20 protein-coding genes are annotated in these 17,473 nt (G+C 62.1%); 5 read left to right on the top strand and 15 right to left on the bottom strand.

Going from position 1 to position 17,473, the window contains the following annotated elements:
- Positions 1–750 precede the first annotated feature (750 nt).
- The 15 genes from VI234_RS20610 to VI234_RS20540 all read right to left on the bottom strand — a co-directional run bounded on the left by VI234_RS20610 (position 751) and on the right by VI234_RS20540 (position 12,933).
- Entirely contained in the window at positions 751–1,092 is a 342-nt protein-coding gene (locus VI234_RS20610) for a hypothetical protein (protein WP_336331140.1), read from the bottom strand.
- A 203-nt stretch (positions 1,093–1,295) separates the two neighbouring features.
- On the bottom strand, positions 1,296–1,556 hold the full coding sequence (locus VI234_RS20605) for a hypothetical protein (RefSeq protein ID WP_336331139.1): 261 nt from the start codon (positions 1,554–1,556) through the stop codon (positions 1,296–1,298).
- A complete protein-coding gene (locus tag VI234_RS20600) occupies positions 1,553–2,266 on the bottom strand; it encodes a hypothetical protein (protein WP_336331138.1) in 714 nt (237 codons plus the stop codon). Before VI234_RS20600 ends, VI234_RS20605 begins: the two co-directional genes overlap by 4 nt.
- An 8-nt stretch (positions 2,267–2,274) precedes the next feature.
- Positions 2,275–2,475 carry a hypothetical protein gene (locus VI234_RS20595; protein ID WP_336331137.1) on the bottom strand — a complete coding sequence of 67 codons (201 nt, stop codon included), beginning with the start codon at positions 2,473–2,475 and terminating at the stop codon, positions 2,275–2,277.
- A complete protein-coding gene (locus tag VI234_RS20590) occupies positions 2,472–2,939 on the bottom strand; it encodes a helix-hairpin-helix domain-containing protein (RefSeq protein WP_336331136.1) in 468 nt (155 codons plus the stop codon). Before VI234_RS20590 ends, VI234_RS20595 begins: the two co-directional genes overlap by 4 nt.
- Before the next feature lie 115 nt (positions 2,940–3,054).
- Complete coding sequence (locus VI234_RS20585; protein WP_336331135.1) at positions 3,055–4,263, bottom strand: hypothetical protein; 1,209 nt, start codon at positions 4,261–4,263, stop codon at positions 3,055–3,057.
- Between the two features lie 68 nt (positions 4,264–4,331).
- Positions 4,332–5,231, bottom strand: coding sequence for a hypothetical protein (locus tag VI234_RS20580; RefSeq protein ID WP_336331134.1), 900 nt, complete (start codon positions 5,229–5,231; stop codon positions 4,332–4,334).
- Positions 5,228–5,953 carry a hypothetical protein gene (locus VI234_RS20575; protein ID WP_336331133.1) on the bottom strand — a complete coding sequence of 242 codons (726 nt, stop codon included), beginning with the start codon at positions 5,951–5,953 and terminating at the stop codon, positions 5,228–5,230. The genes VI234_RS20580 and VI234_RS20575 overlap by 4 nt, the downstream gene beginning before the upstream one ends.
- Positions 5,950–9,501 carry a hypothetical protein gene (locus VI234_RS20570; protein ID WP_336331132.1) on the bottom strand — a complete coding sequence of 1,184 codons (3,552 nt, stop codon included), beginning with the start codon at positions 9,499–9,501 and terminating at the stop codon, positions 5,950–5,952. The genes VI234_RS20575 and VI234_RS20570 overlap by 4 nt, the downstream gene beginning before the upstream one ends.
- A gap of 3 nt (positions 9,502–9,504) precedes the next feature.
- On the bottom strand, positions 9,505–9,819 hold the full coding sequence (locus VI234_RS20565) for a hypothetical protein (protein ID WP_336331131.1): 315 nt from the start codon (positions 9,817–9,819) through the stop codon (positions 9,505–9,507).
- A gap of 63 nt (positions 9,820–9,882) precedes the next feature.
- On the bottom strand, positions 9,883–10,179 hold the full coding sequence (locus VI234_RS20560; RefSeq protein ID WP_336331130.1) for a hypothetical protein: 297 nt from the start codon (positions 10,177–10,179) through the stop codon (positions 9,883–9,885).
- On the bottom strand, positions 10,167–10,583 hold the full coding sequence (locus VI234_RS20555) for a hypothetical protein (RefSeq protein ID WP_336331129.1): 417 nt from the start codon (positions 10,581–10,583) through the stop codon (positions 10,167–10,169). The genes VI234_RS20560 and VI234_RS20555 overlap by 13 nt, the downstream gene beginning before the upstream one ends.
- Complete coding sequence (locus VI234_RS20550) at positions 10,580–10,957, bottom strand: hypothetical protein (protein ID WP_336331128.1); 378 nt, start codon at positions 10,955–10,957, stop codon at positions 10,580–10,582. The genes VI234_RS20555 and VI234_RS20550 overlap by 4 nt, the downstream gene beginning before the upstream one ends.
- A 3-nt stretch (positions 10,958–10,960) precedes the next feature.
- On the bottom strand, positions 10,961–11,371 hold the full coding sequence (locus VI234_RS20545; RefSeq protein ID WP_336331127.1) for a hypothetical protein: 411 nt from the start codon (positions 11,369–11,371) through the stop codon (positions 10,961–10,963).
- On the bottom strand, positions 11,371–12,933 hold the full coding sequence (locus tag VI234_RS20540) for a hypothetical protein (RefSeq protein ID WP_336331126.1): 1,563 nt from the start codon (positions 12,931–12,933) through the stop codon (positions 11,371–11,373). The genes VI234_RS20545 and VI234_RS20540 overlap by 1 nt, the downstream gene beginning before the upstream one ends.
- A gap of 607 nt (positions 12,934–13,540) precedes the next feature.
- Here VI234_RS20540 and VI234_RS20535 point away from each other — a divergent pair.
- The 5 genes from VI234_RS20535 (at position 13,541) to VI234_RS20515 (ending at position 16,981) form a co-directional block, all read left to right on the top strand.
- Complete coding sequence (locus VI234_RS20535) at positions 13,541–13,714, top strand: hypothetical protein (RefSeq protein ID WP_336331125.1); 174 nt, start codon at positions 13,541–13,543, stop codon at positions 13,712–13,714.
- Between the two features lie 236 nt (positions 13,715–13,950).
- Positions 13,951–15,261 carry a hypothetical protein gene (locus VI234_RS20530; protein WP_336331124.1) on the top strand — a complete coding sequence of 437 codons (1,311 nt, stop codon included), beginning with the start codon at positions 13,951–13,953 and terminating at the stop codon, positions 15,259–15,261.
- Positions 15,254–15,904, top strand: a complete 651-nt coding sequence (locus VI234_RS20525; RefSeq protein WP_336331123.1) for a hypothetical protein — start codon at positions 15,254–15,256, stop codon at positions 15,902–15,904. Before VI234_RS20530 ends, VI234_RS20525 begins: the two co-directional genes overlap by 8 nt.
- A gap of 4 nt (positions 15,905–15,908) precedes the next feature.
- Positions 15,909–16,703 carry a hypothetical protein gene (locus tag VI234_RS20520; protein WP_336331122.1) on the top strand — a complete coding sequence of 265 codons (795 nt, stop codon included), beginning with the start codon at positions 15,909–15,911 and terminating at the stop codon, positions 16,701–16,703.
- Positions 16,700–16,981, top strand: coding sequence for a hypothetical protein (locus VI234_RS20515; protein ID WP_336331121.1), 282 nt, complete (start codon positions 16,700–16,702; stop codon positions 16,979–16,981). The genes VI234_RS20520 and VI234_RS20515 overlap by 4 nt, the downstream gene beginning before the upstream one ends.
- Positions 16,982–17,473: the final 492 nt, after the last annotated feature.

Below are 17,473 nucleotides of genomic sequence, written 5' to 3'. Positions count from 1 at the left end.
CTGTGTCGTGTCAGAGACACGACACAGAAAGCGGCAATCCCGCGCCCGCCTGTGTCAGCTTAGTAACACAACCAGCGAAGTGTCGAGAAGCTAACTATGTTAGCGCCGAGACACTTCGCGGGCCTCGCGTGCGTGTGCGCATTTCAGTCAACGCATGAAACTGAAACCCGGTCGGAACGTTTCCGGTCGAGGCTGCGCGGTAGCGGCACGGCTAGGCAACAGCGGAAGCGAGAAAACAGGTTTTGTGTACTTACTGGACTGTTGTGTGGTTATCGCATATAGAGGTACGGGTTCCTCTCTCGATGGCCGGTCTCCTCGACGCGGCTCTCTCGCGGTCTCCGTGGCTCTGAGCGATGGAAACCTCTCCCTCTCGGCTCCGTCCGCTCAGAGGCCCCGCCACGGCCCGAGATGACGCTCAGAGCAGGGAGGGAGAGCCGCGACTCGCGGACCGAGAGCAGAGCGACGTGAGGAGCGACCACTCCGGGAGCGAGCCGCGGCTCGCCCCGACCGTCGACGCGGTCGAGTAGATCGAGCAGCTAGCTAGCCACCGAGGTCTCGACGGAGGTCGCGCTCCTGGTGGTCGAGCAGCGAGCGAGTCGGTATCATCTCGGAACAGCGAGCGACCTCCGAGGAGCGACCACGGACGAGAGCGCGAGCATTGCTCGCTCCTGAGCGACGAGAGACGCTCCGCTCCCGAGGACGATGTATCACACAGCAAAATGAGAAACCGCTCAGAAACCGCGAGAGACGCTAATCGAGGTCGCGGGGCCGACGGTCCTCGACCTCACCGTCTCGATGAGCGACTAGCTCGCTGCTCCGACCCTCCCCGTCGACCTCCTCCGCGGCTCGGTCGACCGCGTCGAGAAAACTTGCGTGAGAGCAGCGACCGAGCGACTCGACCTCCCATCCGTCCGGAGTCCGCCGGAGGACTCCCGCGACTCCGAGCGGCTCCGCGTCGAACCACAGATAGAGCGAGAGGACCCTCACGGTCTCCTGCTCGTCCGTGTAGGTCAACCGAGAGGCTCCGTCCGCGTCGAGCGCCAGAGCGACCGAGAGCGCCTCCGCAATCCTCGCAATGGTCCGGAATCTCATACCGCTCGCTCTCGCTATCCGCGACCTCCTCACCAATGAGTCTCCAAATCAGGTCCTCGTATGACTCTCCCCGCTGTTTTCGACTGTATAGCTCATCTGCCAATTCCTCGCTCACGCTCAGGGTTGTTCTCCCCATATCCCAATGAACCAGACAGTTGAACCAGACAGTTGAACCAGACAGTTGAACCAGACAGTTGAACCCATCAGAACGGGAGTGGCTGGAGATAGCTGCTCACGAAACCGATGAGACCCTCGGGAGAGAACCACTCGATACCGAGCGCTCCGCTCCCGAGAGCGAACAGAGCGACGTGACGGAGCGCGGCTCGGAGGACGACCTGTCGGAGCCACGCGAGAGCGACCCGAGCCGCGACCGCGACCGCTCCGAGCAGGACCGCGAGGACGCCTCCGCTCTGGAGCAGCGAGAGACAAATCTCGGTCCCGAGCGCCTCGATGCACGGACTCATCGCATCCCCTCCGCGTCGACGTGAGAGACCGCCTCCCATCCGTCACGGAACGGATGACGCGGGTCGAGGACCTCTCTCCAGTCGGTCGATGACGGCCCGAGAGGGAATAGGAGGACGAGCGGGAGCATCCCCGCGCTCCCGAGAGAGATGGAGTTGCTCACGAGCAGCAGCGGACCGAGGACCGCGGCCCACTGAGCAAGCGGAGCGAGACCGACCACTCGCGCTTGCCACGGGAGCAGCGCGTCGATCCGCTCATACGGCGTTGAGCAGACCGACCCGCCCTCTCGGAACGGGAGCGTGAAGCCCGCTATCTCCACTCTGTCGTACTGGATGACCGGCTCCTCGCCAAACGCTCGGAGTGCGACCGCGTGGAGCCACTCATGCACCGTGATGATGAAATGCTGGAATGGGTATATCGGGAGCATTAGCACCTCTGCTGCCCGTTGACAGAGCCACATGAATCCCAGTAACGGATAGCCAACCCATCGAGGACCAGTCGCGACCGCTCCGAGGTACGCGAACAGGATGAACACCGGGAGATGCAGACCGTCCCCGGACCCGGACGGAGCGCCGGTCGCGGTCCCGATGTCGAGACCGAGCAGGATCGAGATGAACCCCTCGACGGACCACGCCAGGACGAGCCACGCGATCCCGAGGAGGAGGAGATCGAGGAGGAGCGCGGCTCGGTCCTCGACCGGCTCGGTAGTCATCGCTCGCGTCATTTGAGCCTCCCGACTGTAACAACCCCCGCGATAATCGAGACAACCGGTTGCACCTGCGTAATAGCGCCCGCGACCTCCATCCCGAGCGGTCCGAGGACCGAGATGACACCCGCGACCACTCCGAGCAGGATCGGAGCGATAAACGCCGCAACGACCGCTCCGATGACGAGCGCTCCGACCCATGACGCGAGGCTCACGTCGACCGACCTCCGAGTTTGCTCGCGATGTCCTCCGCTCGCTGCTCACCGACCTCTCCGACCTCTTGCAGGTCCTCGACCGTTGCTCTCTGTAGCTCCTGCTCAGAGCGGAAAGCGAGAGCGACGTTTGCGGAGGTCTCCGGACCGATGCCTCCGACCTCCTCGACCGCCTCCCGTATCCGATTAGCCTCGTCATCGAGGACTAGCTCCGCTCGACGCTCAAACTCATCGAGCGAGATGTCTCCCTGAGCGTAGAGGTCCCGGATGTGAGCAATCTCCGGCTCGTCCTCCTCCTCTAGGTCTCCGGTCGCTCCGAGGATGACCGCGAGCAGGAAACCGACCGAGTTGAGGAGATGACCCTCCGGGAGCAAGAGGCTCGGTCCGATAGCGACCACACCGAGGAGGACGAGCGTCGAGAGCCGTCCAAACCGCTCCGACGAGAGCGTGACCGGATGGAGGCTCATCGCGACCACTCCCGACCGGTCGAGCCTCGCGCCCGCCCGAGCGCGTTACCCCCTCTGCTGATGATTGCAAACGGTTCGCCCTGCCGCAGTCTTGCGATTTTTCCTCTCATCTTTGTCATGCTCTCGCTCTGTTTTCAGCCGCTTTTGCAGCGTCGAGGTCATCCGGAGCATACCGCGAGACCGTCGAGGACGAGATGCTAAACTCGTCCGTAGAGACCGCCTCCGCGACATCCTCAAGCCTCACAGAGTCCGGAGTGAGCGCGTATAGACGACCTGCTCGCTCTTTGATAGCTGTGGCAAACTCCTCCTCCGTCATCCCCTCGACCACGTCCTCGCTGGACTCCTCGGTCTCATCTCCCCAACTCCAGTCCGCGGTATCATCTGTGTCAAACTCCCACGAGGTCGGAGGTATGCCGTCGAGGTCAAACAGATGTCCGACCGGCTCTCTCTTGCTAATCCCCGCGTAGAAGCTCGCTCGCTTGAGTCCCGGTTTGGACACAAAGTCCGCGATGCTCCGGATAGCGGGATGCACGTCGCCTTTGTCGTGACCGATGACGAGGAGATTGACTCCCATTTTCCGCATCTTTTTGACAAACGGAGACATCCTCTCAGCCACCTTTTGCGCGTTTGCTCCGCTCTGAGCCGTTAACTCGGTCGACGCCTCATCGAAGATAAACCATCTCACCATGTCCGAGTTACCGCGCTCTGCCCACTCTTTGAGGTCCTCAAACGTGTGAATCTCGCGGACCTCGTGGTCTCCGCTCGCTCGGACCTCGAAATTAGCAGCAAACTCGGGAGTCGGGACCTCGACCTCCGTCGAGCGGTCGACGCGGTCAAAGTGGTCCGCAACGACCTCCATCATCGTTAGAGCGAGGTCCGTTTTGCCTCGACCCATGAGAGCCGCGAGATAGATGAGCTTACACTGCTCTGAGTGGACTAACCAGTCCGCGAGTTGGTTGATTGCGTGGAGACCGCTCACGTCGCTCTTGTAGGACGGGAGACCGCTCATATAGGCGGTCTGAGTGAGGTTGCCCTCCCGAATTGCGGAGTCGAGAGTGTTGGTCGCGTATTTGCGGGTCGCTCGACCGGCAAACTCGGTCTCCCAAAACGACCGGATGACCTCTCCGTCCTCGTCCTCAAACGGCTCAAAGTTCTCACTCATCCACATGAGGACCTCGCGGACCTCGTCATCCTCCACGAGTCCCGCAATCCGATGGGCGTCCTGATGCTCGACATCGAGAGCGCCTCTCGCGTACTCTCTCGCCTCGCGGAACGTTGCGGACTCATCGGAGACCTCGATGGAGTCCTCGTCCTTAGCTGGCATGACTCGGACCTCCATCGAGTCCGCTGTTCTTTCGTCGATACTCCTCACTCTGTTGATGAATATGTGCTCTAGTCGTCATCGTTTGAGACCTCCTCGTGACCGTTGCTCTGCTGCTCGATACCGTCCGCGAGATGCGCCGCTCGCTCAAAGATGTCCTGCTCGTCCTCGGAGAGACCCGCGAGGGAGCCTCCGTCCTCGTCCGGCTCGTCCTCGACGTTGCTCCCGAGGAGTTGGTCGCTCGGGTCGGACTCATCGAGCATATCGGAGAGTCGCTCGTGGAGTTGACCTCCCTCCGGGACCTCGACTCCCTCCGCGACTCGGATGAGCCGATTAGAGACCTCTCGTGCCTGTTTGCGGAGGATATTCGGATGATTCGCCAATAGCTCCAGCGCTTTGTCCGCCTCCTCCTCCAGAGAGGTCTTAATGTTGCGTATCTCGGCTCTATCGCGCCGAATCTCGGAGTTTGTGACTCCCGCTTGCCACGAGGCAACCGCGATATTGCGGTCCGCATCGTAGGAGTCGACCTCGTAAGCCCGTGAGCCGTTGATTCTGACCGCTTTGAGGAAATCCGAGCCTCGACGTTTGCCGTTGTTGTTGATGACCGTCATCTCGTTAAACCGGTCCGGCTCTATCTGCATGAGTCTCTGATTGCCGGACTCCGGGTTTTGCACGGAGATGAGGACGGTCTCGGGACTCCAGAGACCGGCTCCGAGCCTCCATCCGAGCAGAGCCGCGGGACCGCTCGCGACGGTCATCGAGATAGCTCCCACGAGGACCCAATCCGGGACCTCCGGGACCGAGACCTCAAAGTGCCAGAGCAGAGCCACGAGCGCGACCGTCGAGACGATGGCCCACGGAGCATTATCGAGGACCACGGACCGGAGCGCTCGATACCTGAGACGGATGAAAGTGACCGGTCCGACCTCTCGCGGGTCGATTGGTACGAGCGGGATGCTCGCGTCACTCATCGGTCGGACCCTCCTCCGATGCTCGGACCGTCCGCGTCGAGGTCGACCTCCGCGACCTCCTCATGCCGTTGAGCGACGTAATACCACACTCCGAGGACCGTGACGAGCAGCGAGCCGATGATAGCGGAGAGGACTCCGGAGCGGACATCGCTCCAGTCCGCGCCTCCGTTGAATATCGACCGGTCGCGTCTCTCCACGAGCAGGGAGCCTTTGCCGTCCTCGACGCTCTCCGCTGTCGTGACCATGACTCCCGCTCGACCCTCGACGCGGCTCGCGGAAACCTCGACCTCGACCTCTCCCCCTCGACGGATGTCGGCCCGCTGGATGCCAAACGTCGAGGACCCCTTAGTGTCGGTCGAGACGACCTCCGTGATAGTGACCTCGCTCCTCCGGTCTCCAGTGTTGCGGAGAGAGACCGTCATGACCTCCGCGGTCGAGTTGTAGGAGTAGCTCGTGACCCGGAGCCGCGAGTCGACCCTCGCGACCACGGAGCCGATGTCCTCCTCCTCGTCCTCCTGCTCGGACTCGGTCGCGGTCTCCGTCGAGACCTGCTCGACCGGCTCCGCGGTCCGGACCTCCGTCACGGTCGGAGTCGGAGAGTTGCCCGCCTCCTGGAGCGCGACCGACTCGCCTAGATCGGGAGCGACTCCCGAGCCGGGAGCCGCGACCGCGGACCCGGTCATCGAGACGAGCAGGAGCGCGATGAGAGCGGCCCTCATCATTGCTCATCCCCCGTAATCTGGATAGTGGTCGGTTGGAGCGCTCTCCAGAGCAGGACCACTGCTCCGATACCTCCCACAAGCCACAGGAGCGGAGAGACCTCGGAGAGACCGCTCGAAAACGCTCCTCCGGTCACGGAGTCGATGACCCACACACCGACCGCGAGACCGCTCCCGAGCTTGAGCCACCGAGGGACGCCAAACCGGGAGTCGAGCAGGTAGACGAGCAGCAGGACGCCGAGACCTCCGACAATAGTCCCGACTCCCGTCGACGCAAAGCTCCCGAGGACTGAGCCGAGATTAAACAGGACATCAGAGACGATAGAGCGAGCCGTAACCGCCTCGACGCCTATCAGTCCGACCAATGCCCCGACTCCGATGAGAGACCCTCTCACGAGCCGAGAGGAGACTCCGAGACGCTTCCCGAGATACCACGTCCCGAGGACCGAGCCGGTCACTCCGACAAACAGAGCGAGGACCGGGAGCGGACCCGACCCGCCGGAGTTGTCTCCGCCTCCTCCCCCGACCACGACCGCGGCTCCGTCCGAGCCGCTATACTGCTTAATCTCATAGGTCTGAGCGCTCCCATCCGTAGCGAAGATGACCGACCCGCTCGACATCTCTCCGGAGATGACGGTCCGCTCGTTGGTCACGCTCCAGAGCTGATAATCTTGCCCGTCGACGCCGCCTCGATAGTCAATCTCGACGCGGTCCGAGCCGACCGTCCGACCCTTCTTAGCCCGGATTATCGGAGTCTCGTCCGACTCCTCGACAAACGTCTCGATTTGGTTGCTCGGGTCGACATCGACGGGGAGCGTCCGCGCTCTCGCGGTCGAGCCGACCGAGGCTCCGGGGAGCAGGATGTCTTGCCGCTCCCCCGAGTAATGGAGGACCGGATTATCGCCGGACCACGAGGGATTAGCGAGATACCGATGCCGGGAGTATCCGGACTCATTGACCCGGATATGCATTTCTTCGCTCTTGCTCGTGACCTCAAACAGCGTATCGAGGTCATCTCCCGGAGGAGTCGGCTCCGAGACCTCGATGTCCCCGTTTGCGACCGAGACCTTCTGACCGGTCGCTCGGACCTCGACCGTGTCTCCGCTCGTCACGGAGCCGGTCGAGACCTCCAGCGTCGAGCCGTCAAACGTGAGGTCGGAGTCCGGGACCTCGCTCCAACCCCCACCGTTGACTCTCATCTCGACCGAGGAGACCGACATGACCGCCGAGTCGTCGAACGGGATGACTGTCGAGGTCGAGGAGCGCTCATCCGCGTAAGTGTGGCTCACGTTGTAGCTCTCGACCCACTTACCCGCCGTATAGTCGACGCTCGTGGTCTCGCTCGCTCCGTGAGAGTAGTCAAACCCGACCTCCGCGGCTGGAGCGTCCGCGGAGAGAGTCGGAGCCACGGAGAGGTTGACCTGATTGACTCCGTCGACGTGACACGTATTTGGGACGGTCTTTGTGACCGTGGTCCCGGAGGAGATCGAGCCGGACTCCGTGACCGAGCAGGAGTTGACATCGACCGCAACGTCCTCGGAGAGCGTCCGCTCGGTCGCGGTCACGTCGAGGTCGACGCTCCCGACCGATGTCGAGACCGTCCCGGTCGAGCCGACCGCGAGATCCGGGAGGCTTTGCGTCGACGACTGTCCCTCGGGTAGCTTACCGGTATAGGACGCTTCAGCGGTCCCGTCCCCGTCGATGTCGATGCTTGGGTCCTCGACCGCGGTCCGCTCGGTATATGAGAGGTCCCACGAGGGAGCCGGTCCGCTCGTGGTCGAGGTCGAGACGCTATTATCTCCTGTCGAGAGTCCGTCGACGGACTGAGTCGTTGTTGTCTGACCGCTCGCGTAAATCCCGGTCCATGACGCCTCCTCGGTCCCATCTCCGTCAATGTCGATAGATGGGTCCTCGGTCCCGGTCCGCTCAGTCCATGCGACATTGTAGTCTATCGTACCCCCTCCGGACCCCGAGAATGAGACCGATGAGGAGCTAAGAGCCATATCGAGCGGGACCGTTGTCGACTCTCCATCCGAGAGCGTCCCTATTTGAGTAGATGATCCCTCCGAATCTGAGACTTGCAACCCCTCTACTGTCGATTTCGTCGTAACATCCATATCCGTAGCCGCTTGCACATCCCCATCCTGCACGTTGTGGTATCGGACCGAGCCAGCATCACTCTGAACCAAATTAACGACACCGGTGCTACTCGTATCCGTCGAATCTGTGAATAGCCCGATAGTGTACGTCTTACCCTCCTCTACCTTGTAATCTGTATCCGTCGATATGGGGAAAGAGCCAGTGCCTACGTATTGCGACACCTCAACGTCGTCACGGATTTTGGTTCCATCGCGGAAATCCCCATCAGTACCCTCCTCAACGATATACATATCCACGTATGTCGTGGAACTCAAGCTACCACTGCCTTTTTCCGCGAAAGTGACCTGCTGAACGATACCCGTCGCGTCAGCAGTGAATTGATGCTCGGAGTGCTGTTTGTTGCCGGTTGAGTCGTAATAGCCGATAGCGTTAGCATAATCGCCGTTATCGGTGTTGCCGGTATCCATCTCCGCGTTTGTCACAGTCGAGGAGTGACCGGTCACGGAGACGGACGCCTCTCCGTTTTGTGACCCGGTCGGCTCCAGATTGCCATTGACAGAGACACTAGTCGAGTGGTCGAGACCCACTCCGCTCCCGCTCACGGAGTCCGACTCCGTGGAGGTATCTCCGGTTGCATAGACCTCCTCTCCGGTCGGGTCGACGTTGCCGCCGACTGTCGCGGTCCCGCTCCCGGTCCCGGTTGCGGACGCCGCGGAGGTCTCCTCGTGACCGATAAATGTCACCTCCGCTCCGGTCGCTGGGTCCGTCCCCGCTATCTGGAGGTCGAGCGTCGAGCCGGACGAGAGAGCGGCTCCGGAGACCGTCTCGGTCTCCGTGGTCTCGGTCCCGGAGAGGTTGATAGTCGCGTCTCCAGTGTCGGAGGAGTCGCTCAGGTCATAGCTCCACGTCGACCCGTCGACTCCGGGGCTTGCGGAGATCGAGACCTCGGACTCAAACGTCACGGAGTTAGCGCTAAAGTGAGGGACCTCAAACACGAGCGACCCGTCCTCGACCCGCGTCTCCGAGGACCAAAACTCGCCGCTCTCGTGAGTCCCATAGACTCGCTCTGGAGTCGAGCCTCTCATCTCGCGGATAGCGGTCGCATTGAGCGCGACCTCGCGACCACTCTCCGAGACGGAGTCACGGAGGACGAGCGCGGACTCTCCTGAGCCGATGACGGTCGAGTCCGGACCGAGGTATGACTCCGCTCGCTCTGGAGTCGTGACGATGACCTCCAGACTGCTCGCGTTATTGCTTGCGAGCGTCTCTCCGCGGAGGTCCGAGGCTCGGAGCGACCCGCCGTAATCCGATGGGAGGTCCTCCTCAACCTGCTCGGTCGGGACCCCGACCATGCCGGAGGGAGCCGCGACCGCGGACGCCGTGATAGCAAACGGAGCGATGACCGAGGTCACGAGCAGCAGGGAGACGAGCGCGACCGAGGAGGACCTCATCGGTTAGTCCCCCCGGATAGCGGCCATGACGATGTAGGTCATGACCGAGGTCGCGGCAAACATCTCCCACGAGATACCCGCGAGGATGCTACCGACTCCGGCGATACCGATGACGAGAGCCGGGACCTCCGCGATGACCTGAGCGCCCTCGACCACGGCAGCGACCGCGACCCCGGACGCTCCGAGACCTGCTCCGAGCGCTTTCCGGGAAGTCTCCTGAGCGGCCCGGCTCGCGTCTCGATAATACGCGAGGAACGCGCCGAATAGGAGCGCAAAGACCGCTGCGAGCGCTCCGATGATGAGGAGCGGGTCGACCATGTCAGACCCCTCCTCGGATTGCTTGCTCTGTTCTATACGATTCGACCGCTTGAGTATGTTCTATCATGCTTTATCGACCGCTTTACCGAGATAGTCTAAGATGCGTTTGACGAGCAATGCCACGAGCGCGACCGTCACGACCTGCTGGATGAGCGCGGTCGGGAGCCACTCGACCATGTCCGAGAGCCGGTTGAGCGTGAGGACGAGCGAGACAACGGTCTCCGGACTCCCGAGCGCTATCGAGAGGACCGCGTCGAGCAGCGAGAGGACAAACTCTCCGCTCTGGAGACCGATGTCGAGAGCGAGCGCTCCGTAAGAGAGGACGCGACCGATGATCGGGATGTCCTCTATGTCAACCATTTGAGAGCCTCCAACAGATAGCGGACGACTGTCACTCCGAGGACCACGAGGCCCGCAATCATGACCACAGCCAAAAGCGGAGCAAACGGTCCGGTTGCCTCCGCGATTGACGCCGCTAGGAGAGCGACCTCATCGAGACCGTCTCCGATGAGACCTCCCGCGATGCTAAACGGCTCGACCGCGACACCACCCGCGTCGATGACCGCGTTTTGCAGGATATCGTAGAGGTCGAGGATGAGGACGCCAAACTCTCCGACCGACGTGAGGACTCCTCCGATAGCCCACTCTGCGACCGCGCCGACCACGAAACCGACCGGGTCATTGAGCAGGTAAACGCCTCCAGCGGACACGGTCAAAGAGGAGATAAGAGCGGTAACTGCTCCGCTCGTCTCGTCGTCACTCATCCGAGCGCCCTCCTCATCCCCCTGATAGTCGCTTGAGCGGCCCACAGGAGGATAGCGAACATGACCGCTATCTCGATGACCGCGACAATAATCCCGATAGCTCCGAGCGAGCCGACAAATGCCGCATTGCTCGCAAATGCCCGCTCGATAGCGAGCGCTCCGACATCGACATACCCTCCGATGAGCGTCATCGAGATAAAGTCCCTGAGTCCCGCGACCGCGCTCCCGAGACCGTCTCCGTAGGCACTAAGCGACTCTATCCAACCGAGCCACAAACTCCGGAGGAGCGCTCCCGCAATAGTCGAGACTAAGAGGCCCCATTTGACCGTGGGGGAGCCGGACGCGGTCTCGATATACCGGGAGACATCGACCATTTGTTACCTCGCTGCTCTGACAAACGACAGTGGGGTAATTCCGAGCCGGTTGATACCGAAAATAAATATCGCTATCGTAATCATCGCGACACCGAGGCTCGCGGGTTGCGCGAGCGGTCCGAGGAGCGCTCCCGTCCCGTTAGCAAAGCTCTCGACCGTGGTCCCGGTCCCGGCCCCGAAGGTCTTGACCAGTCCTCCGATAGTGGTCTCGATGAGCAGGATGAGACCCTGACCGAGCGTTCTCGGAGGACCGAGGAGGAGACTTCCCGCGGAGTTGATCCCTTCGATGAGTTGGAGGATAATCGCGTAGCTGACTCCCCCTACCCCGACATTGCGGATAAATGAGACGAAACCCCCCTCTCTCTGGATGAGGTCGCTCGCGGTTGTCGTGATAGTTGTCGCATCGGGAGCCATTAGTTGCCCCCGAGGAGCGCTCCGATTGCTTTGCGTTTCCAGACCGCCAGACCTCCGAGGAGACCCGTGACGAGCGTCATGAGACCACCGAAGCCTCCGGAGCCGCCGGACGCCGCGACCGCGGCTCCCGAGCCGGTCGAGGTTGCCGCCTCGACCTCGGACTCGGAGAGGTTGGTCTCGATGTGCGTGACCGAGCGGTCGGACGCCGCGACCGAGGAGAGCAGCTCCGTGGTCGAGCCGACCGACCCCATCGAGCCGGACCGGTCCGTCCATGAGATGTTGTCGACCTGCTCCCACACCGTCGAGTTGTCATCGCTCGGGTCGATGTCCGAGACCGCGGTCGCGACCTCGACCGTGAGATAGCGAGAGGACGCGACCGAGACCTCATCCTCCATGTTCTCCGCGGAGACCGTGGAGAGCGCGTAAGCGGTCGGCCACTCAAACTCAGGGACGACCTCCAGGACCTTACCGCGGTCATACGTCGAGGGAGCGTCCGTCACGCGAGCATGGACCTGCTCCTCGGGTAACATCGAGGCTCTCATCTCGACATCGTAGGAGACGCCGTCGATGACCGCGGAGTCAAACGGAGCCTCCAGGGAGTCGAGCGATGTGATCGCAAAGCTCCCGGACGGCTCCGTGACCTCGCGAGTGTCGATGTTGGAGTCCGAGTCGACATACTCCTCCACGCCGAACTCCCACTCAGACTCCCGCTCGACGTTGAGACCGTGGAGCGTGATACCCGCGGAGTCCTCTTTGACGCGGACCTCGACGCTCTGGATGTCCGGGAGGTCGACTCCCTGAGCGGACTCTAGCTCTCCGGTCCGAGCCTCTCGGACGAGAGAGGTCCCGGTTGCGTCCGCGAGACCCGCGACCGTCGACGTGTCCGCGTCCGGAGAGACGTGAGCCGTGACCTCCGTCCCGTCGCTCGCGATGATGGCAAACTCGACGGTCGAGCCGCTCGGGAGCGAGTCGACATCCATGACGGTTTGGAGATACTTCCGAGCGATACCGTCCGTGATAGTTGCGTCCTCGCTCGCGACCGAGGAGAGATCGATGCTCGCGGAGACCGTCTCCCCGGACGCAACCGAGGAGGTCTCGATGACGAGCGAGTCCGAGTCGCCGTCCGTGACCGAGATGCTCCCGTTGGTCGCTCCCGTGGTCGACCAGTGAGTCGCGTCGAGAGCGGAGACCTCGTCATCCTCCGAGTCGATGTCTCCGTCCGAGTCCGAGTCCCACTGAAGGCCCCGCGGAAATGCGGTAAACTCGGGGGAGCGGATGTCCTTAGCAGCGAGCGAGACCGGGTTGTGAGCGGATTCCGAGTCCGGAGCGCTCGCGAGGACGATACCGTGGTCCGTGAGCGAGACCGTCTCTCCGGAGTCGTTGACATAGTCTAGCTCCGCGTGGTCCTGTTCGTGGGTCTCGACGGTCACGCTCCCGTTGATGTACGGGTCATCCACATACTCGCTCGCCCAGTTGATCGACCCCTCCCACGTTGCTGCTCCCGCGGCTCCTCCCGTTGCGGCTCCAGCGGTCGCGATAGTTGCGACCGCGGCTCCGGTCATCTGGAGAGTTTGACGACGGGAGTAAACGTCTGTTTCAGCGCCTTTACTCTGCGGATCTTCCGCTTTCGTGGTTTCCGACATAGTTTGGTCCGTCATGCCAGACCCGCAACAAAGTGACCGACCGAGCGACGAGCCTCATCTATCAGGTCTAGCACTTATAACTTACTAGCAGTAAGCCCACAATAAAGATTTGCTTACTCAGGTCCGTCATCGGACCGACATATCGACCGCGCGGCCCGGACGCCCTCGACTGTTAGGCCCCACGGACCGGACCCAAGCGGCTCAACTAGCCCCTCTCCCTCTAGTTTTGATAGTCTCTCGCTCATGTACTTAGGATGTGACCCGAGACCGTCAGCAATACCGCTAGGAGTATCGTTACCGACCGTTAGCAGATGCTTAAGTATATCTCGGTCGGTCTCTGAGAGCATACCTATTTTCCACACTCCATCGCAATGATACCTAGCGGTATCCCTCCGATGATACTTATCTTACTGACGGTAAGCTCTAACTACCTTGCCACATGAGATAACAAGCATGGCAGTGACGGACAGGCCAACGCAACAAGCGCAACACTTACAACACAGGATGACAGAGTAACGTATGCAACATGGCAGAGCAAAACAGCAACCTCGTGCAAATCCGAGTCACGAAGGAGCAGCGAGAGACACTCAGGATGCTCAAAACCGGCGGACAGAACTATGCGGACGCTCTCTCGACCGTGATGGAGCAAGACCCCGAGGAGTATCGCGCGATTGCCGAAATTGCCGAGCAGAAGGTCTAAGCGGGCGGAAAAACGATGATGGATGGAGAAACCCGCGGAGGCCGTGGCAGCGGTCTCCGTACCCGAACTGAGGTACCGAGTGGTCAAAACAATTACGCCCACGCGGAGGTCGACCTCTCCGACATCTCTCACGTCCCTCGCGATTGGATGTGTTGTCCTCGATGTCTCCGATGGGTCGAGGTCGACGGTCTCCAGTGTGACCGTTGCGGAGCCGATGTCACGGAGGTCGAGCAGCGATGACCGAGGAGACGGTCTATCCCGATGAGCGATGTTATACTCCGCTCTCTGAGTGGGAGGACCCGGTCGAGGACGAGACCGCGGACGAGGAGATCGAGACCGAGTCGGTCCGGGAGCGGCTCGCGGACGAGGTCGACGGAGACCTCCACGGTCTCGCGCTGAGTCGGGTCGAGGATGACGGGACGGCTCACGTCGTCATCTCCCGCTCGACCACGTGGGACGCTCTCGATGAGGGTCGACCCGACATCCCGGTCCTCGACATCCGCTCCGTCGTGGTCGACCCGGACGCGGGTGTGAGAGTCCACGAAAACGGGATATGGGTCCCGCGAGAGCAGGGAGTGAGCGAGGTCATGACGCGGCTCCTCGCTCGGACCACGAGCGACCTCGGAGGCTCGACCGAGGGAGAGGACCCCGCGCTCCTCTCCGCGGTCGACTCGGTCGACGCGGAGGACCTCCTCTCGATGGAGGTCGAGGTCGAGGAGGAGACGCCGGACGGCCAACACGTCGGCAAGATGGAGTCTCACTCCGGTATCGACCCGTCTCGACCGTGGGGATACGGAGCCGGACCTCCCGATGAGGTCTCATACGTGGTCGACCGACTACAGGAGGCCGGTCTCGACCCGGAGGACCACCTGAGCCGCCTTGTTTGGGGTAAAAAAGAGCCGATGGATAGGGTAACGCGACCGGTCGAGGAGTTGACCGGTAACTACGGTATCGAGCTACAACCGCGGGACTCCGGTCTCGTGGCTCTCGATGTCGATTACCCCGAGCATTTCCCCGGGTCGGAGCTACCGGAGACGCTGGAGGTCTCATCCCCTCACGGCTCCAATGACCGTCGACATATCCTCTACTTTTGTGAGGACAAAGAGCGGCTCGCGGAGGAGATCGGCGCGTGGGCCATCCAGTCGGTCGAGTGGGGAGACCTGTGGGTCGGAGACCGCTACCTCGTGGGTCCCGGCTCGCAACTCTCTGAGTTTGGTTGCGACCTCGACCCGTACAATCGAGGAGACCGCGGAGGTTGCGAGTCGTGCGAGGACACGGAGGGAGGTCTCTACTCCGTGGTTTCTGACGCTCCGATAGCGACCATATCCGCGGACCGACTCCTCTCGCTGCTCGATGAGTCGGACTTTGGAGACTCCATCCGTCGCAACGGTCCCGCGGACCCGGACCCTCCCGAGCAGGAGGACGAGACCTCCGCTCCGTCGACGTGTGACTCCTGCGGGAGCGCTCAGGACCCCGAGGACCTGTTAGAGGTCGATGTCGGAGGCTCTACCCGCTATATCTGCGATGGAGTTGGTTGCGATGAGTGAGGTCGACGGCTCGGTCTCGATGGATACCGCGGTCGACCTGCTCGACCCGGACCCGTCCGAGTTTGAGGACGGAGAGGCGCTCCGGGAGTGGGTCGAGGAGCGGCTCGGTGAGCTAGAGCTGACCCTCGCGGAGACCGAGGACCGCGTCGAGGACCATGACGCTCGACTCGACGCTCGCGAGGCTCACGGTGAGGCTCTGAGCCGCAAAATCGAGACGGTTGAGGAGCAAGCAAAGCGAGCGGAGCGGCTCGCTAAGTGGGGAGGTCTCGGATATGAGGACCGGCTCCGTAAGGTCCTCGCGACCCTCCTCAGCAGAGCCAGCCAGAATCAACACGTCACGGGAGGACCGGAGGGTCATGAGACAAAGCATATCGCTCATATCACTCCGACCGAGGAGGAGCAGGAGAGCGGCTCTCGGCCCGGAGTTTACGAGCTATTCGACGGAGCCGTGAGCGCTCGGACGTGTCGGTCATACGTCCGGACTCTCGCGGATGTCCGTGGTTTCTCAGTCCGCGAGTCGAGTCGAGGCGGTTGGGGAGGCGGCTCCTCTCAAATGGTCCTCAAGCTCGTTTTGGAGGATTTCCACGAGGCTCACGGAGAGGAGTGGGACATCGAGGACCTGCTCGCGGAGACGGAGGTCTGAGAGCATGGCAGACATCTCAGACTATGAGGACGCGGTCCGTCGCATAGTCGAGGCGGATGTCCCGGATGACGCCGTGACCAAAGCGGATGTAGAGAGAGCGCTCATTGAGGCTAACATCCCGCAATACACGAGCGATGTCATCGAGGGGATGACGGACGCCGTGGTCACGGTTGACCGGGTCGTCGAGGCTATCCAGTCGACCGGTAAGGTCCCGTCATCGTCTCAGGTCGACGCTCTGACCGACATCTCCGATGATTACGATATGGATGACCGAGTCGCGGAGGTCTCCTCCCAGGTCCGCGAGCAGGTCGCGACCGAGGAGGACATCGAGTCGGCAATCCGAGAGCGACGGGAGCAGGCTCGTGAGAGCAACCGTCCCACGTTCAAACAGGATGTCGAGGGAGCGGTCTCCGAGGTCTCGGAGAGCAAACAGCTAGTCGGCCAGAGCGCGGACGAGGTCACGAGCGAGCAGGCTCGGGAGATAGGCGCTCCGGATGAGACGAGCTTTCGACGTGAGGCAACTCAGACCGTCGCTCAAGCGGAGCAGGTCAACCCCTCGGAGGTCATCGACGGGACCTCCGCTAAGACTCCCGTGCAAGTCATCGAGGACTCCTCGGGGGATGTCATCGCCGCGACCGGAGGACCGAGCGAGGACATCGGCTCCCAGGTCGCGGACGAGCTAGGAGCGGAGTATCTCTCGACCGAGCAGGTGGTCGAGGAGATGTCGACCGCCGGGACGGGAGAGACGGTCGATGTCACGCTCCGCGGTCGGACGGTCGGGGAGGTCGATGTCGAGTGACGGACCCGGACCCGGAGCGGTCGGAGGGAGTCCTCGACCGGCTCGACGCTCGTCACTACGGAGACCGCGAGCAGGAGACTCCTGGGGGAGTCGCTCCTCCCTGCTCGGAGTGTGGTCGGCGGGAGCGGCTCCCGGACCGAGAGGTCTGCTCTGAGTGCGTCGAGGAGTGTCCTGAGTGTGGAGGTCCGGTCCGTTTCGGATGGGAGGACGGCTCTCGTGTCTGTCCCGAGGGTCATCGGTGGGAGGACGAGGAGGTCGCGGACCGTCATCTCGATTAGCGTCTCTCGCGGTTTCTGAGCGGCTCCGTTTCTGTCGGTGTGTTGCATCGGACTCGTGAGCGGTCGCTCTGTCGCTCTGGAGGAGACGGCTCTCCGCTCACTCTCGTCCGTGGTCGCTCCTCGGAGGTCGCTCGCAACTCCGAGATGAGACCGAGCCGCTCGCTGGAGGAGATCGAGGAGAGCGACCGCGTCGAGGACGGAGTGACTAGCTAGCTGCTCGTGGTCGAGGTCGCGCTCCTGGAGCGACGTGAGGTCCGTGGAGGAGTGGTCTGTCGGCTCGACGGGTGGGTCCCGAGCAGGTTGAGCGGCTCGCCCGCGCTCCTCGCAACCCGCCGGAAAACCAGTCACGGCTCAGGTTGCGTATATCGACATGAGATTCATCAGGAAACTTACTCATCACGAGTTAGGTAAGGAATCCGATAAGTTACTTGAACCTGACAGATAACCTGCGGTAATTGCGGATTTCTGTGTCGTGTCTCTGACACGACACAG

It is taken from the genome of Haloarcula sp. CGMCC 1.2071, assembly GCF_037078445.1.
In the GTDB taxonomy this organism is placed as follows: domain Archaea; phylum Halobacteriota; class Halobacteria; order Halobacteriales; family Haloarculaceae; genus Haloarcula; species Haloarcula amylolytica.
This window is presented reverse-complemented; position numbering and strand designations above follow the sequence as displayed.